The 15233-nt window shown below is 61.9% G+C and carries 14 protein-coding genes and 2 pseudogenes; 5 read left to right on the top strand and 11 right to left on the bottom strand.

What is annotated here, in order from left to right:
• The coding region (locus tag FQU74_RS19190; protein ID WP_146288087.1) for an aromatic ring-hydroxylating oxygenase subunit alpha at positions 1-881 on the bottom strand (881 nt) is incomplete at its 3' end.
• Between the two features lie 399 nt (positions 882-1280).
• On the opposite strand from FQU74_RS19190, the pseudogene FQU74_RS19820 reads away from it, so the two are divergent.
• Positions 1281-1409 (top strand): annotated as a pseudogene (locus FQU74_RS19820) (IS256 family transposase); the annotation flags it as partial.
• Positions 1410-1703: 294 nt separating this feature from the next.
• Here the strand turns inward: FQU74_RS19820 and FQU74_RS19370 are convergent.
• Positions 1704-2066, bottom strand: coding sequence for an EF-hand domain-containing protein (locus tag FQU74_RS19370; protein WP_158635645.1), 363 nt, complete (start codon positions 2064-2066; stop codon positions 1704-1706).
• 663 nt (positions 2067-2729) lie between these two features.
• Here FQU74_RS19370 and FQU74_RS19815 point away from each other — a divergent pair.
• A complete protein-coding gene (locus tag FQU74_RS19815; RefSeq protein WP_421800993.1) occupies positions 2730-2987 on the top strand; it encodes a hypothetical protein in 258 nt (85 codons plus the stop codon).
• A 167-nt stretch (positions 2988-3154) separates the two neighbouring features.
• Here the strand turns inward: FQU74_RS19815 and FQU74_RS19175 are convergent, their stop codons facing one another.
• From FQU74_RS19175 to FQU74_RS19160, 4 genes are read right to left on the bottom strand one after another with little or no spacing between them, the layout of a single operon-like run.
• Entirely contained in the window at positions 3155-4627 is a 1473-nt protein-coding gene (locus tag FQU74_RS19175; RefSeq protein WP_146288085.1) for an AtzE family amidohydrolase, read from the bottom strand.
• Positions 4617-4823 carry a DUF4089 domain-containing protein gene (locus tag FQU74_RS19170; RefSeq protein ID WP_146288084.1) on the bottom strand — a complete coding sequence of 69 codons (207 nt, stop codon included), beginning with the start codon at positions 4821-4823 and terminating at the stop codon, positions 4617-4619. Before FQU74_RS19170 ends, FQU74_RS19175 begins: the two co-directional genes overlap by 11 nt.
• Positions 4820-6403, bottom strand: a complete 1584-nt coding sequence (locus FQU74_RS19165; protein WP_146288083.1) for a regulator — start codon at positions 6401-6403, stop codon at positions 4820-4822. Before FQU74_RS19165 ends, FQU74_RS19170 begins: the two co-directional genes overlap by 4 nt.
• 29 nt (positions 6404-6432) lie before the next feature.
• Positions 6433-7119, bottom strand: a complete 687-nt coding sequence (locus FQU74_RS19160) for a cysteine hydrolase family protein (protein ID WP_146288082.1) — start codon at positions 7117-7119, stop codon at positions 6433-6435.
• 89 nt (positions 7120-7208) lie between these two features.
• On the opposite strand from FQU74_RS19160, the gene FQU74_RS19155 reads away from it, so the two are divergent.
• Positions 7209-7586, top strand: coding sequence for an AtzH-like domain-containing protein (locus tag FQU74_RS19155; protein ID WP_146288081.1), 378 nt, complete (start codon positions 7209-7211; stop codon positions 7584-7586).
• A gap of 5 nt (positions 7587-7591) precedes the next feature.
• On the opposite strand, the gene atzF is transcribed toward FQU74_RS19155, so the two are convergent.
• A complete protein-coding gene (gene atzF, locus FQU74_RS19150) occupies positions 7592-9436 on the bottom strand; it encodes an allophanate hydrolase (protein WP_229704436.1) in 1845 nt (614 codons plus the stop codon).
• A 155-nt stretch (positions 9437-9591) separates the two neighbouring features.
• Between atzF and FQU74_RS19145 the strand changes: the two genes are divergently transcribed.
• Positions 9592-10506 carry a LysR family transcriptional regulator gene (locus FQU74_RS19145; RefSeq protein ID WP_146288080.1) on the top strand — a complete coding sequence of 305 codons (915 nt, stop codon included), beginning with the start codon at positions 9592-9594 and terminating at the stop codon, positions 10504-10506.
• A 291-nt stretch (positions 10507-10797) separates the two neighbouring features.
• Here the strand turns inward: FQU74_RS19145 and FQU74_RS19670 are convergent, their stop codons facing one another.
• From FQU74_RS19670 to repA, 4 genes are all read right to left on the bottom strand, one after another.
• On the bottom strand, positions 10798-11022 hold the full coding sequence (locus FQU74_RS19670; protein WP_229704437.1) for a hypothetical protein: 225 nt from the start codon (positions 11020-11022) through the stop codon (positions 10798-10800).
• Between the two features lie 287 nt (positions 11023-11309).
• Positions 11310-12518, bottom strand: a complete 1209-nt coding sequence (gene repC, locus FQU74_RS19135) for a plasmid replication protein RepC (RefSeq protein ID WP_146288079.1) — start codon at positions 12516-12518, stop codon at positions 11310-11312.
• A gap of 182 nt (positions 12519-12700) precedes the next feature.
• Complete coding sequence (gene repB / locus FQU74_RS19130; protein ID WP_146288078.1) at positions 12701-13693, bottom strand: plasmid partitioning protein RepB; 993 nt, start codon at positions 13691-13693, stop codon at positions 12701-12703.
• Positions 13693-14877, bottom strand: a complete 1185-nt coding sequence (repA, locus tag FQU74_RS19125) for a plasmid partitioning protein RepA (RefSeq protein ID WP_146288077.1) — start codon at positions 14875-14877, stop codon at positions 13693-13695. Before repA ends, repB begins: the two co-directional genes overlap by 1 nt.
• Positions 14878-15092: 215 nt before the next feature.
• On the opposite strand from repA, the pseudogene FQU74_RS19120 reads away from it, so the two are divergent.
• Positions 15093-15203: pseudogene (locus tag FQU74_RS19120) on the top strand (AbrB/MazE/SpoVT family DNA-binding domain-containing protein); the annotation flags it as partial.
• Between the last annotated feature and the right edge of the window lie 30 nt (positions 15204-15233).

Genomic DNA, 15233 nt, shown 5'->3' with positions numbered 1-15233 from the left:
TGCCCTGGACCATCCGGGGTCAGCGACAGATACCAGAAGTAACCCGGCGTCAGCGTGATCAGCAGCGAAGGATAGATCGCCAGAAGCCATGTCTTGCGGCGGTCATCGCCGGTCAGCGTTGTGTTGGATGGATGCGCCAGCGCCAGCGGCACCGTGTCATTCTTGAGGATCCAATGGTAATTGAAGGCGTCTGTACCTTCGGGGCAGACCATCTCTTCCAGCCGCGAGGCACCGCCGATTGTCCCGGCGTGGCACATGGGCAGGTGGTAGCTTTCCATGAAGTTCTCAGCCAGAACCTTCCAGTTCGTCGCCCAGCGAAAGGTTTCACGGTAGGTTTCGGTATAGGTCGACATGTCGAGATTGGGGATCAGATCCCGTACCCCCCGCAGAGCGATTTCGGGGGCTGCGGCCTTCCTGTTCAGCGTCACCATGATCCAGCCCTGCCAGACCTCGCAGCGGATCTTTGGCAGGGTGATGTCCTCTTTGCAGAAGCCCTCGTTCAAGGTCATCGCTGGCGCGCCGCGCAGGCTGCCATCCAGATTGTAGGTCCATGCGTGGTAGGGGCAGACGATGGAGCGGACATGGCCACGCCCCTCAAGCAGCGTCGACATGCGATGGCGGCAGACGTTGGACATGGCCCGCACCTGACCGTCACGGTCACGCAGCACGATGACCGGCTCTCCGGCAAGGGTGAGGGTCAGAAAGTCGCCGGGGTTTGGCAGCGTTTCGGCCCGTCCTGCACAGATCCAGTCATGCGCAAAGATATGCCGCTCTTCCAGCGCCACGAACTCGGCACTGGTGTAGACGGACTTTGGCATGGCCCGGGCGCGATTGAAGGGCACCGAGACGTTGTCGTGCAGTTCCTTGGCAGGTCGCGTCATGGCTGATCCTGATGTCGGGGTGGACTATGTCGATAGTGATACGGATGGCGTGCCGGGACTATCTGCTTTGCGACGTCAATGTCGGAGCAGGACGGCGGAAGCTGTCATTAACGGCACGCGGCTGTTTGCACGGATGTTTGCGGGGGTATACATGACGCGGCGCAACTGCGTGCGCACCTCGGTGACTTCCTCGCCGCACACAATTTTGCTCGCAGGCGGAATACTCCTAGCAGCCTCACCCCTTTCGAAAACACCTGCAAGGTATGGGCTTCAGGGCGTTAGCGTCCGCGCACGTCGTATCGTTTCAGCGCCTTCGACGGTGCAATCCCGGGTGGCCATCAAGGTGTACGGTCGAGGAGGAGTTTCGACACTTCAACCACGAACTCTACGGAGACCCCATTGGGCAAATCCAACATGGACCTGTCCGAGCTTCTGGCCAAGCACGAACAGGGCAACTTTCTGAGCGGCATGGCCGAGGCCGTGCATCAGCTGATCATGGAGGCCGATGTCGGCGGCCTGATCAGGGCCCCGCCTCGCCCACTGCGAGACATTCACGCCCCTAACGTTGCCCAATTTGGCACCGCCGCTTCCAGCCGCCTTAACCCGAATTTTTGCTCCGACGGTAATGGGGCACTTCATCGCAGTGGTAGGCCGGATGGCCGCCGCGTGTATGATGCAGGCGAATAGTTCCCCACGGGAAGGTTCACGGCTTCTCTGGCCAGAAGCCGCCACTGCACATCAGAATAGGAGGGCGCGGCACAGACCGCACCTCGCCAGTCAGACAGCTATCGCCACAGGGGAAAAGCGATCCTGACCCGGCGTTCAGTTCCAGATGGAGGCACGGATCTCCCATGGCGTGACCTTGCCGTCCTGGTCGGTGTCGGCCGCATCAAAATGAGCTTTGGATGCCGCCATGAACTCCGCCTTGGATACTGAGCCGTCGCTGTCAGAGTCCATTGGATCAAACCTGGCTTTCTTGCGCGCCTGCATCAGCGCCTGTCGGTCTGGGTTCACTGCGATTTGCGCCCCCATTCGAACCGCCATGAATTCATCAAGAGTGATCACGCCATCATCATCGGTATCCATTGCCGAGAACACCATATCGGCGCTTGAGGCTGCTTCTTCGCTCGAAACGTAACCGTCCTCGTTGGCGTCGATTGAGGCAAACCGGCCGCGACCGGGCATGTTCGGGTCACCCCAAGCCCGCATACCACCGTACCCAGGGTTGCTATCAGGAGCTCCAGGCCCCATGCCATACCCTGACCCCCACCCCATCATTGGCGCATTGGGGGAACCCTGCCATGGCATCCAGCCACCATTGGGGCCGCCCCACTGCGGCCCATATCCCGGCCCCATCTGCGCAAGGGACGGCGTGGCCATAGCCGCAATGACGGCAACGAAAAGAATACTGATCCTCATTTCACCCATTCTCCTCGACGATATGATGTTGGACGCTCTGCACTCGCACAAATCGTTGCCACCCGCCTGACAGCAGGTACTTCTCACAAACCAGCCCTCGGTCGGTTACCGTGCTGGGGCCTCGGGCTTGTTGCTCTTGCCTTCGCCAAGTCGTTTGACCCTCCGGGCTGCCTCGGCATCTTCCCCCGCTCGGAAAGAGCCCGGCGATGGCCCTACGGCCGCACACTCCCGCGGATCGGCCTCAAAATGCCAATATTCATATTTTTGCATCACATATATCTGTGCGCCCTGCATTGATGCAGATCAATGCCACCGACAGCATTCGTTCCACCAGGCGATAGCTCGCGTGGGTGCCCGGCCCATTGACGTCGCCAAAATAGTGCGTCGCCCTCAGGAGGCACTCCTCTCCACTGGATTGCTGCCACGTAAATGTACCGCAGGGCGCAGGGACAAATGGTCTTCCGGAACCGCCATGCACCCCTATGCGTCGTCCAAGGCGGCGACGTGGTCCGTGCAAGTGGCAGGAACGCCTCGATGGGCGGTGGCACGAGAGATGACACGCTGTTTGGCGGAAGCGATGCAGACGTCATCGATGGAAATGACAGCGCAGACCGGATTTTCGGTGGCACCGACCCCAAGATGCTCGGTGGGATATCAGGTGTTCAGTTTTTCGGAGGCACCTGCTGAGCACCCCCAGGATCTGAGCGCTGCAGTCGACGTGCCGGGGGTTTTCATCTTCGGCTGCCTCCGGCCGGCCCAGAAGGTCTACACCGGCCGCGTCGGTCCACCTGGTGTAGCGGATGAAGGTGATCGAAGTGGCTCCAGAGCCAGCCGCCGGGGCCGGGCTGCATTCGCTACCGGGCCGTTGCGCTGGCCACCCGCCCCCCTGCCCGTTCCCCTGCCCGTTCCCCTACCGATTTCGTTACGGGCGCGTGGGCCACGGCGACCTCGGCGGCCTCAAGAAATCGCGCGACTCTCAGGCTTAGATCTTCGCGCCATGGTGGGGCGACGATCTGAACGCCGATTGGCATGGTGCCCGGCGCGAATACCGGAACCGTCGTCACGGGCAGGCCGATAGCAGAGAAGGGTTGTGCCAGCAGCCCAAGGTTGGGGCGAAGCGGCAAATCGCGCCCGGCCACATGCAGTACCTTGCTTCCGCCCAGCGGTGCGGGACAGGGGGTGGCAGCAGCAATCAGGATATCGACCGAGCGGAACAACTCCTGCGCCTGATGAAGCCCCCAGTGCCTGACCCGCTGCGCCCGGCTGACCCATGCTGCAGGCACCAACGCCCCGGCCAGAAACCGGTCCCTGGTATCGGGATCAAACTCTGCTGCCCGCAGGCGGAGCCGATCAAGGTGGAAGGCGGCACTTTCGCTGTTGGTAATCAGATAGGCCGCCGCCCGCACCGGCTCGGCAGCGTCAAAGCGGACTGGCAAGACGTGGCAGTCCGGCGCCAGCGCTGCGGCCACCGTCGCAACCGCCGCCTGCGCCTCATGCCCTGCATTGTCGTGGAACCACCCGTCCAGCACGCCGATCCGCAGACCCCGAACATCTGGCAGCACAGAAGCCATTGGCGTTACGGGGTGGTCGGTGCAGGCGTGATCGGCGGGGTCTGGCCCTTGCAGTGCGTCATAGACGATGGCCAGATCCAGCACGCTGCGCGCCATGGGGCCGAGATGGTCGAGACTGTCCACGAAGGGGAAAGTGCCGCCCCGCGACAGCCGGCCATAGGTCGGCTTCAGGCTGAACACCCCACACAGCGAGGCCGGGACGCGGAGCGATCCATTGGTGTCGGACCCGAGCGAAACCGGCGCAATCCCTGCCGCCGTCGCGGCGCCAGATCCAGAGGAGGACCCACCGCTCATCCGGGCTGGATCGTGCGGGTTACGGCACGCGCCGTCATGGGCATTCTCGCCGGTGAAGTCATAGGCGTACTCGCCCATGCCCAAGGCCCCCAGCAAGACAGCTCCCGCCCTGTTCATCCGGGAAACTAGTGTGGCGTCCGTCCGCGCGGGCGCGCGGTCGCGGTTGATCCGAGATCCTGCGCGCGTCGGCAGACCGACGATGTCGAACAGGTTCTTTACTGCAAAAGGCACTCCAGCCAGCGGGCCAAGCGGCCTGCCCGCAGTCCGCGCTGCGTCAAGCGACCGTGCCTCGCGCAAGGCGCGGGCGGTCGTGACCTCCGTATAGGCATTGATCCGGGGATTTACAGCCTGCACCCGATTTAGCGCAGCTTCGGCCACCTCAACTGCGCTGACCCCGCCCGTGCGCAGGGCGTTGGCGATCACGGTGGCACTGGCCCAGGGCGACAGCGGATCATCGGTCATGCGTCACTCCAGGCAGCCGATAGACCGGCGCAAGCGCCAGTTCGCCATCCTCCAGCGGCACCGCCTCCAGCACCGCCGCCATCTCTGCCGCGATGCCAAGAAAGCGCCGGACGCCCGGGCGCCAGGTTTCAGGGATGGTCAGCCCGACCATCCCTGAAGCCGCGTCGATGTAGGTGTCCTCTGGCACGAAGTTCATTCCGCAGGATGCGCCGAAGGGGCATCCGAGGCCACAGGCTCGGGCGCGGTCGAAAAGCTGATCGCGCCAGCCTTGGAGCAGGCCATGAGAAAGCCCGCGACAATCACATAGGCCAGCGACACCATTGGCGTTACGTTGAAGCCCAGCGTCTCGCCATGCATGAAGCCCAGGAAGGTCATCGCCGCCCCGGCCAGTGCGAAGGCCGCGGCCATTTCAAACTTGCGTTCGATGATGAAAACCGCGATGGCCGCAAGCACGAGCCCCGAGAGGATGGCGCCGCTGCCAAAGACCACCAGGCCTTCGTAAAGCACGCCACCGGTCGCCATGCCACTGATCAACTCGGGTGACATCTGCACACCCGCCGCGCCAAGCGCGCCGTCGATCAGCGTTTTTGCCCAGGCGGCAAGGTGCGGCAGCATCCCCAACACGATCGCCGGGGCATGGGTCATGGGCGTGGTCTGGAACGCCTGCGCCCCGATCAGCATGCCAATGTAGAGCAGGATCGGCGAGATGGCGACGACCGGCACCAGCGCCAGCAGCAGGGCGATCACCCCGAACCAGCACAACAGGGCAACGATCACGCCAGTGGCGGCGGAATAGCCGATCCGCCCGCCCATCGACTTCCACCCCGGATGGCCGATATAGACCGCGTTGATGAACGGATTGCCCATCAGGCAGCCGATCAACGAAACCACGCCATCGGCGGTCAGCACCCGCGTGGTGGGGTAATGGTCACCGGCGGCCTCAGCGGATTCAACATTGTCCATCGCTTCGACCAGATCGTAGATGCCGAAGGGAATGGCGGTCACAAGGATGATCCCAAGGAACTGGAACCCATTGAACACATGATCGAAAGCTGGGATCGGCAGCGAAAATCCGAAGCTCGAGACCGCTGCGCCGACACCTGCCACACTGATGCCGGCCACCTCGAAGCCCAGTGCCGCCGCACCCCAGGCAATCAGCATCCCGAAGGCGATCGCCACCAGCCCGGCCGGAATGCCGCGCGGGTAGCGCGCACCGCCGAACCAGGACACGAGGATGATTGACAGGCAGACGACCCCGATCACCGGGTTCATGAACATCTCAAGCGCCGGGCGCATCGAGATGAAGGCAATCGAAACGCCCGCCAGCGTGCCCAGAAGGGCCGCCCGCGGCGTCACCTTGCGGACCCAAGGCGCGACAAAGCCGCCAATCATCAAGATGAAGCTCTGGAAGAATACCCAAACCAGACCGGCCTCCCAGCCTTTCACGGGGTCACCCGTCGAAAGCGAGATCGGCAGCATGATCACGAACGTAACCACGAACATATGCGGCACCGAGATGCCCGATGGCAGCGCGCAGACATCGCTGCGCCCGGTCTTTTGGGCCAGACGGTAGGCCAGCCAGGCATAATATCCGGTTGAGAGCAGCATCATCAGGCCAAGCGCGGGCAGAATCCGCCCGAACACGATTTCATCGGGCATCTGCAGCACGAAGCGCAACAGCCCCGTCAGCACCAGAAGGTTTACAAGGATATTGGTGCCAAAGCCAAAAAGGGCGTTCCAATCGCCCGGTGTCCAAAGTCTTGGAGTGGTCTGCATGGGCTCTCTCCGCGATGGGTGGGTTGAGGTCAGGCCGCTGCTGCGGCAGGGTCCAGGGCAGTGACGAAACTGGTGGTGTCGCTGACCCAGCCGAAGATTCCGCCTTGGGCCTTGATCATCTCCAGCCCGATCCGGTGGAACTCCGGGAAATACGAGGCGCAGGCATCCGATAGCGCAACACAACGATAGCCGCGGTCATTGGCCTCGCGGATCGTGGTATGGACGCAGACCTCTGTGGTGACCCCACAGACGATCAGCGTGTCGATGGCGTTATTGCGCAGAAGTTGCTCCAGATCGGTCTGGTGGAAGGCGCCCTTCCCGGGCTTGTCGATCACCGGCTCGCCGTCGACCGGGGCAAGGCCCGGCACGATGTCATGGCCCGGCTCGCCCCGGATCAGGATACGCCCCATCGGGCCAGGATCGCCGATGCGCTTTGAAGGCGCGCCCCGGTCAATCTTGGCGCGCGGCGCGTCCAGCAGATCGGGGCGATGGCCTTCGCGGGTGTGGACGACCAGCATCCCGGCATCGCGTGCCGCCGCCAGCGCCGCCCGGCACGGCCCAACCGCCGCTTGCAACAAGGACACGTCATTGCCCAGCGTTTCTCCGAACCCACCGGGTTCGAGAAAGTCGCGTTGCATGTCGATGATGACAAGTGCGCATCGCGAAGCGGCAATCGGGATCGGGCCGGGTTCGGCCTGAAGCAAAACCGTGGTCATCGGTGAGGCTCCTTTCGGGAAAGGGCTTGACAGCCGGTGGGGCAGACCCGCCACGATGCAAGTGCAGCATCGGGTCTGGAGGCAGAAAGATGGTCGGTTACGACAGCGAGGCGGTGGCGCAGCAGATCCGCGCCGAGTTCGACCGATACGAGGCGGCGCTGGTCGGAAACGACGTGGCAGCGCTGATCGGATTTTTCCGCCCCGATGCGCAGGCGATCCGCATGATGACCGGCAGCGGGCTCTATGGCATCGAAGAGATTGCGAATTTCCGAAAGACCCGAGACGCCACCGACATGGCGCGCGATCTCTTGCGGGTGGAGATCCGGGTTCTCGCGGCTGACATCGCAGTGGCAACCGCCGAGTACCGCCGAACCGGATCGGGCCTGAATGGCGCGCAGACTCAGGTCTGGCAGCGGGGGCCGGAGGGTTGGAAGATCGCCTGCGCCCATGTCAGTCTTGAAGGGTGAGCCGATCATGTCGCCGTCTCCGCCAGTACGCGGCGCCAGCCGCCAAAGGCACTGACATCCTCGGCCGCGCCAATCGCTGCGGCCTCGCATAGAAAACCCTTCGGCATGGTGCCATCGGCCAGACGCAGGGTGCCGATGCTAAGGGGCGCTGGTATTCCTTCCATGAAAGTGCCGAAATGCGCGGCCGGCAGTGCCCAGACCTCGACTTCGATCGCCGTGCCGCCGGTTGCGCTGCGCACAAGCCCGGGGCGCCGGGGCGGCCCGCCCGGCAGGCTGTACAGCCGGTACTCCGGCAGGGTTGGCCCGCGACGCAGGAAGCGTGCGCCAAGCCGAGTAAGCTCGGGATTGAGCGGAAGGCCCGACATATGAGCGCCGCAGACTGCAACTTCGATCTCACCCGGAGCGGCACCATCTTCAGGCGGCAGCGCGGCAGGCACGGGCCAGCCGGTGGCGCCCAGATTACGTACACCCCATTGCTCGATCTGCGCGCCAAGCGCGGCCAGCATGGCGTCTCGCCCCGCCTGCGCCAGCAGCGTCACACCGCCCGGTCGGCCATCGCCGCGCGCCGGCGCAGGCACCGCCAGCCCGCAAAGGCCGAGCAGATTGGCAAAGTTGGTATAGGTGCCAAGCTGTGAGTTCGGCCTGATCGGATCAGCCTCAAGATCGCGCAAGGTCGGAAAGGTCGGGATCGACGGCACGCAAAGCATGTCCAGGCCGTCCAGAGTCGGCTGAACCTCGCGCCGAAGCGCCGCCATTTGATAGAGGTCGCGAAAGGCGTCGGCCGCCGTCATCTTTTCGGCCCTTCCGACGATGCTACGGATCACCGGCAAGACAGCCTCGGGTGCGCTTTCCATCAGCGGGCCGACAACGGTATGCCGCTCGGCCACCCATGCCCCCGCATAAAGCATCTCGGCAATGGCGAAGAAGGGAGTGAAATCCACCTCGACCACAGTGGCAATCTCGCCAAGCCGTGCGCAGACCGCATCAAACGCCGCCTGCTGTTCAGTGTCGCCGAAGAACCGGATCGTCGCTGGGTCAGGAATGCCGATACGCATCTCCGGTGGCAGGCGCGCCGCAGGCGGCGCAGCGATTGGACGCGCAAAGGGATCGGCCGCGTCATAGGCGCAAGCTTGGCGGAACACTGCATGAGCATCTTCCACGGTCAGCGCGAAGATCGACACCGCATCCAGCGTTCGGCAGGCAGGTACCACGCCCGAAGTAGAGAGCGCGCCGAGGCTGGGCTTCAGCCCGACGATATTGTTCAGCGCTGCCGGCACTCGCCCGGACCCTGCCGTATCGGTGCCCAGCGAAAAGGCCACGAGACCGCGCGCAACCGCCACCGCCGAGCCGGACGACGATCCACCCGGCACGATCTGCGGGTCCAGCGCATTGCGCGGCACCGGCCAGGGAGTGCGCACGCCGACCAGTCCGGTCGCGAACTGGTCGAGATTTGTCTTGCCCACCGGCAGCGCCCCTGCTGCCCGCAGGCGCGCCACAACGAAAGCGTCGCGTTCCGCCACATAGGCAAAGGCGGGACAGGCTGCAGTGGTCGGGCAGCCCGCGACGTCAATGTTGTCCTTGACCGCGAATGGAACGCCCCAAAGCGGCCGATCACTGTCATAGGCACCCAGGGCCTCTGCCTCGGCCAGCAGGCGGTCGGTTTCGATCAGATGCAGGAAGATGCCAGGGTCATCGGCCACGGCCAACCGCCGCGCAAACTCGGCGATCACCTCGGAGGGACGCAGCCCGGCAGCGTAGGCCCGGCGCAATTCAGGCAGGGTGAAGGCAAGGCTTTCGATCATGTGGCGCGTCCGCCGCACGGTCTGACCTGCATATCCGGTGTCATCCATTGCCTCCAAGACCTTTTCACGACCCCTGTTTCCAGCCGATCGGCATTGCCGTTGCTGCACTGCAGAAGGTTGCGGCTGTTTCGCGCTGAAATCTAATGCTATGTTTTCAGCACAATGCTGCGTTTTATGCAGCGCTGCCATGAAAGTCGTTCAAGATGAAGTACTTGCACGCGTATTCTCTAATTCACGACGTTGCCCGTGCGGGGTCGATCCGCAAGGCGGCCGAGGATATGAACATCACCTCCTCGGCGCTGAACCGCCAGATTCAGCGGCTGGAAGAGGAATTCGGCACCCAGATCTTCGAGCGCCTGCCACGCGGCGTGCGACTCAACCCGGCGGGGGAGTTGTTGTTGCAGCATGTACGCAGCCAGCGCGCAGATCTGGACCGCGTGCGAAATCAGGTGGCGGATCTGTCGGGAGAACGACGCGGCCATGTCACCATCGGTTGCAGCCAGGGTCTTAACCCTTTGTTCCTGCCCGACCAGATTTCTCGCTACCGGGCCAAGCACCCCGGCGTGACATTCAGTGTCCGTCTGCGCGACCGCACTGCGGCAGAACACGACTTGCGCACCTTCTCGAGCGACATCGCCCTAGTGTTCGAGCCGATCCATCTGGCGGATTTCGAGATCCTGAAGGCTGTCCCACAGCCGGTCTGTGCGGTGATGGCGGCGGATCATCCACTGGCACAGAAGCCGGGGCTGCGGCTGCGCGACTGTCTGGGTGTGCCCCATGTCATCCCTTCTGCGGAATATGGAGTGCGACATCTGCTGGAACTGGCGACGCGGGGCCGATCGCGCGGCTTGAGCCCGGTGGTCGAAGCTGACAGTTTTGAGCTGATGCGCCGCTATGTGCTTTACGAAAAGGCCGTCTGCTTCCAGATTCCTATTGGTCTGCAGCCGGGGGGCGATCCGCGGCTGGTCGTGCGCGAGCTCGACAAACGAGACCTTCCGGTCGGAACGCTGCTGCTCGGCCAGTTGCGTGGTCGTACGCTGCCGGTCGCTTCGGCCAAGTTCGCGCACCAATTGGCCGCCGCTCTCGAAGCATTTGACGAGACTGAACCGCCGCGCTGACCGGCACTCATGCGCCGAACGGGATGTCTCAATAGGCTGCCCCGAGGTGCCTTCTGCGGTTGGCTGAATTCATGTCAATTCGCAGCGCCGCCCAAAGCCAATCCTCAGTCTTGCGCCGCTCACTCAACGGAAGTTCCCTGCAGTGCGCAGCAGCCGGTTTCATTGAGACGAAGACAGGATCGTGTCCGGGAAATTGGAGAGTGTGATACGGCGTTGAATACGGGAACTGACCGCAGCACCAGCCACCGCCATTAAGGAGGCGTTTCGCTCCGATCACCATCTCACCCTTCTTTAGATGGCCGAGCAGTTGCGTGGCCCCTGCCCCATGGCCGCCGCGCCGCGGACGTCTTTGATCGCGGACTTCTCTCGCGGCTCGTCCTCGCCGCAGCAATCTTCCTCCTGCGCACGATACTCGGCAAGCAGCGTCACGAGGGTCGTGCTTTCTTTGACAGTCATCGGCGCGGGATCACTGGCCAGACGTGTCAAGCCATAGCCGTAGGACAGGTCGGTCGCCACCTCGATTCACTTCCAGCGCTCAATGGCAAGCGCCTCGGCTTCAGTCTGGAGCCTCTCGGCCACCAGCCGGTCGAGAAGGGCAGGGTCGCTTTCTGGACTGCCTTGGCCATCCGATCTTCTCCAATACAGGTGCCGGAAGTCACTCTGTCGATCTCATTCATCGCCACCCTCAAACCGACAGGCGTTTTCCTGTCATTAACCCAGGAACACGGGATAGTGTGCCGAGTTCACAGCTGTGAACTCGGCCGAGGGATTGGCTCACCCCGGTCAGTTCACAGCTGTGAACCTTACGCCGCGTTCCGTCGAGCGATCAGAGCCATGACCATCGGTCCGCAGGAGAACTCGCCCGCCGCCGCCTTGGACGTTAGCGCGCGGAGGTATCCGCCGGGGGATCTGATATCAGCGAAGCGTTCCAGCATCGCGACAAGCACGATCGACGCTTGTTCTGGTCCCATGAAACGCAGGGCATCTTCCCAAGCTGCGACACTGATCCCCATTGCCGGACGTACATGGCAAGCCGCATCGAAAAGCTGGTGCCAGTGGCGGATATCGCCTTGGTAGTAGGTCTTGATGGCCGGACAGCCTGCAATCACCAGATGGAGCGGGATTTTCGGCACCGGTCTTGTGTCGAGTTCCTGAACAGCCTCAAGCTCGTTCGCATCCGCTTCTAGCGCATCGGCCGCCACCCAGCCTTTTTCCAAGGCAGGTTCAAGATCTTTGGAGTCTTTATTTGAATTATGATAGTGACGCTCGAAATGGGCATCATTGGTGCTCATTTCTTTTGTTTCAGGTCCATCAATGACGTTACGGGCCTGATCGAGAAGCACCTCAAGATCCGCGCGAAGGGACGTCAGGTCCTCGAGTGACAGCTTACGGCGCAAAGCCCTGGCTGCAAGAACGGCCGTATCGCGAAGCTGGTCCCAAAGGCCGAGCCCAGGCCGGATATCCTCGCCGAACTCCGCCAGAGCAGCGACGTCGCGCCGCATCAGGCTCACGACCTCTCTGGTGCGGCGCACACGGTCCTCGGCCTCACGCACAGCCTCTGCGGCTCGTGCAATCTCCTCAGCTCGGCAGTGGAGGGGGGAGAGATCGAAGCCGAAGGTCACGCGCTCTTCGCCATGCTTGCGGACATAGCGTTTGCCGTTGGGGCTGTCGCGCCGAATAAGCAAGCCAGCCTCGACGAGACGGACTAGATGGCGACGCATCGTCGAGCAGGGCATGCCGTTCAGTCGCTCACAGAGCGCCTTGTTGGACGGGAACACGACCATTTCGGAGTTACCGCCAAGCACATCGTCCGGGAAAAAACTGAGAAGCCCCTGCAGGACAGTCAGATCGCGCTCAGAGACCCCAAAGGCCGCTTGCGACTTGGACAACTCACGGAGAACTTCCCACTTGTTGATTGGCTTGCCGAGAACAGCCCCCTCCGGTCGCTCGATCACACGCAAATGGGCATACGAGACCGGCCGCATAAACGGCGAAATCGGTGTATAGTTCATGATGTTATTCACGAAGGCGCAGAAAAGTCGTACCGCGAATCACATATGACTTGCGGTTTGCGCGCTGGACCACTACCTTGAAAGTGCTAAGATCAAAGTCGGGGTCTCGTGGAGCGCAAGCTTTGCGGGACCTTTTCTTTAGCCTGTACCGTGCCTCCTTTTTATTGTTGCTCTACCTCTCCTCACGTCTCGCGCTTCCAGCGTCCGTGAAGTTCTTCCAGGACCTCCTGCGCACGAACGTCGAGCCACTCTGCAAAGGCAACGTCCACATGTGTCAGGTCCAACCGAACCGCCTGGCGTGATCGCTTGATGGTGCCTACTGGCATGCCATCGATCAAAAGCGCCGTTGCCTTAGTCTTCGGCTTTTGACCGCGGGATTGGCTGGCGCTCTTTTTCAGGTGCCGTGCGACGGCGTCAAAGGCCAAAACGGATGGATCGAGTTGGGGCTCATCCACGACCTGTTCACTGGCACCTGCCTTGGTGCGAACGTCAATGGCGATGCGGCAAAGTTCATCTTGATCGATACCGAAATCGGAAAGCTCTTTTGCCAAAGCCTCCCAGCGGGGGCGGCCGACACCATGGGCTGGTCCGATGGCATGGGCCAAGGCTGCACCAACCGCGTTGGCGACCGAAATCGACATCGATACCGCCGAACGTGTCACGTTCAGTACTTCGGCAATCTGCGCCTGAGAACCAAAACCGCTATCGAGCAGTTCCCTCGCGAAGAGGGCGCGCTCGATGTAACTGAGGTCACGCCTTCCGGTGTTTTCGGACACTTGGGCGCGAAGCGCCGCCGTGTCATCCAATTTTGCGATAAGCGCCCGGACCTTGCTGACCTTGTCGGAGCCGCGGATGGCCTCTAGGCGTCTGCGACCATAGACAAGGAGATAACGGTTCGTCTCGGTGGGGTGACGACGAACCAGGATCGGAACAATCTGTCCATTCTGCTCGATTGAAGCACGCAGATCATGCACATCTTGGGGATCGAGGCGATCTGTATACCGCTCGTCTTCGATCTCTGCCGGATCGATTTCCCACACATGGTGAGCATCTACCGCATCTCGCGCGGAGCGCAGGGCCCGGTTGCTCGACATCATGCTACCCGCCGCGGGATGCGCCCCCGCAGCTGCGAGATTGTCGAGCATGGACATGCGCTTCTTTTTGCTGTCGGTCATCAGCGCCCCCACGTCTTCTGAATGAGTTGGGCGATCTCGTCGTTAACTGCGTTCAAGCTTTCAACGGCCCGGTCATAGGTCGTACGGGTGAAAGCGCTACGTTCGACCTCATAGAGGGTCTGTTTGGTCAGTCCCGCATCGGATATCGCGGTCGACTTAAGCATCGGCGCGTTCAGGACCTTGTCACCGTACATGGTACGCAAGAACGCGACGATGCGGTTCTGTGGTGCATCTGTCGGCTCGTAGCGGGTCAAAAGATATCTCATCCAGTCATGCGACATGTCGGCCCCGCTGTCGGCGATGACGTCCATCAGGTCAGCTGTCATCCGAAGGAACTGGCTCATCGACATCACGTCGAGCATCTCGGGATGGATCGTCACGAGAACACCGGTTGCGGCCGATAGGGCGGACATCGTGAGAAACCCGAGTTGTGGAGGGCAGTCGATCACAACGACATCGTATTGATCATCGACCTGGGCCAGTGCCTCCTTTACCCGAAAGAAGAACAGGCCGGCATTGCCCTGGGCGAGGGCCCGAGGCGTTTCATGCTCGAACTCCATGAGTTCAAGGTTGCCGGGGATCAGATCAAGGTTGGGGATGTAAGTCCTGCGGATGATGTTAGAAATCGGAACCGGATCTTCGTACCGAATTGCGTCGTAGAGCGTACCGCCATCCAGCAGGTCGAACTCTGGTTGAACCCCGTGCAGGGCTGTCAGCGATGCCTGAGGGTCGAGATCGATCGCCAGCACACGGTAACCTGTCAGAGCCAGCCGCTGTGCGAGATGTGCCGCGGACGTCGTTTTTCCACTACCGCCCTTGAAGTTCATAACGCCGATGATCTGAAGATGATCGCCAGCACGACGACCAGGAAGATAGTCACCCGGCTTTCTGGCGGTTTTCTCCAACAAAATACGTAGGTTATGAATATCCTCAGCCGAGTAGTGGCGACGGTTCCCAGAAGAAACTTCCGGAGAGGGCCCTTTGCCGTCCAGGTGGAGCTTTCTGAGATATGAGTCGTTGACACCCAGAAGAGCTGCCGCTTCTCCCGAAGTGAATTTGCGCATAGACTTTGATGCGTCGGGAGGGAACAGGCTCTCACGTTGAGAATGCAGCTGCGCCGCCAGCAACTCGGAATGCTGACGGATAACAGCGTTCAGGTCTTCTTGTGTGTCGGCTCTGCTCATCTGCTCTCTCGCGTCCGTGGCGTGTTCACGGAAGTCGTCGTTTGGTCGTCTTTTTCCGTGACTATTGCCGAAGGACTAAGATTCGCGCAAGTCCTTTCCAGATTTAGTGGCCAGACTGGCGACGCGCACAACAAGGACCAGATCTCGCGGTCGGGCTTGGCTGAACATCGGGGTGATATCCATAGACACATGTCCATCCGAACCGTGCGTCCAAGATGCAGGTCGCGAAATGGGGCAAATCGCTCGCCGTCCGCCTGCCCGCAGAGCTCGTGCGCGAGCTCGGACTGAAGGACGGCGACCAGATCGATCTGGTGAGGGACGACGGGTAGGTGAACTGCAGCCGCAAAGCCGGCCTA

The sequence above is a fragment of the Gemmobacter aquaticus genome, from assembly GCF_007859075.1.
GTDB classification, from domain to species: Bacteria; Pseudomonadota; Alphaproteobacteria; order Rhodobacterales; family Rhodobacteraceae; genus Gemmobacter; species Gemmobacter aquaticus.
The sequence above is the reverse complement of the archived record's forward strand: the minus strand, read 5'-3'. Positions and strand labels throughout refer to the sequence as shown.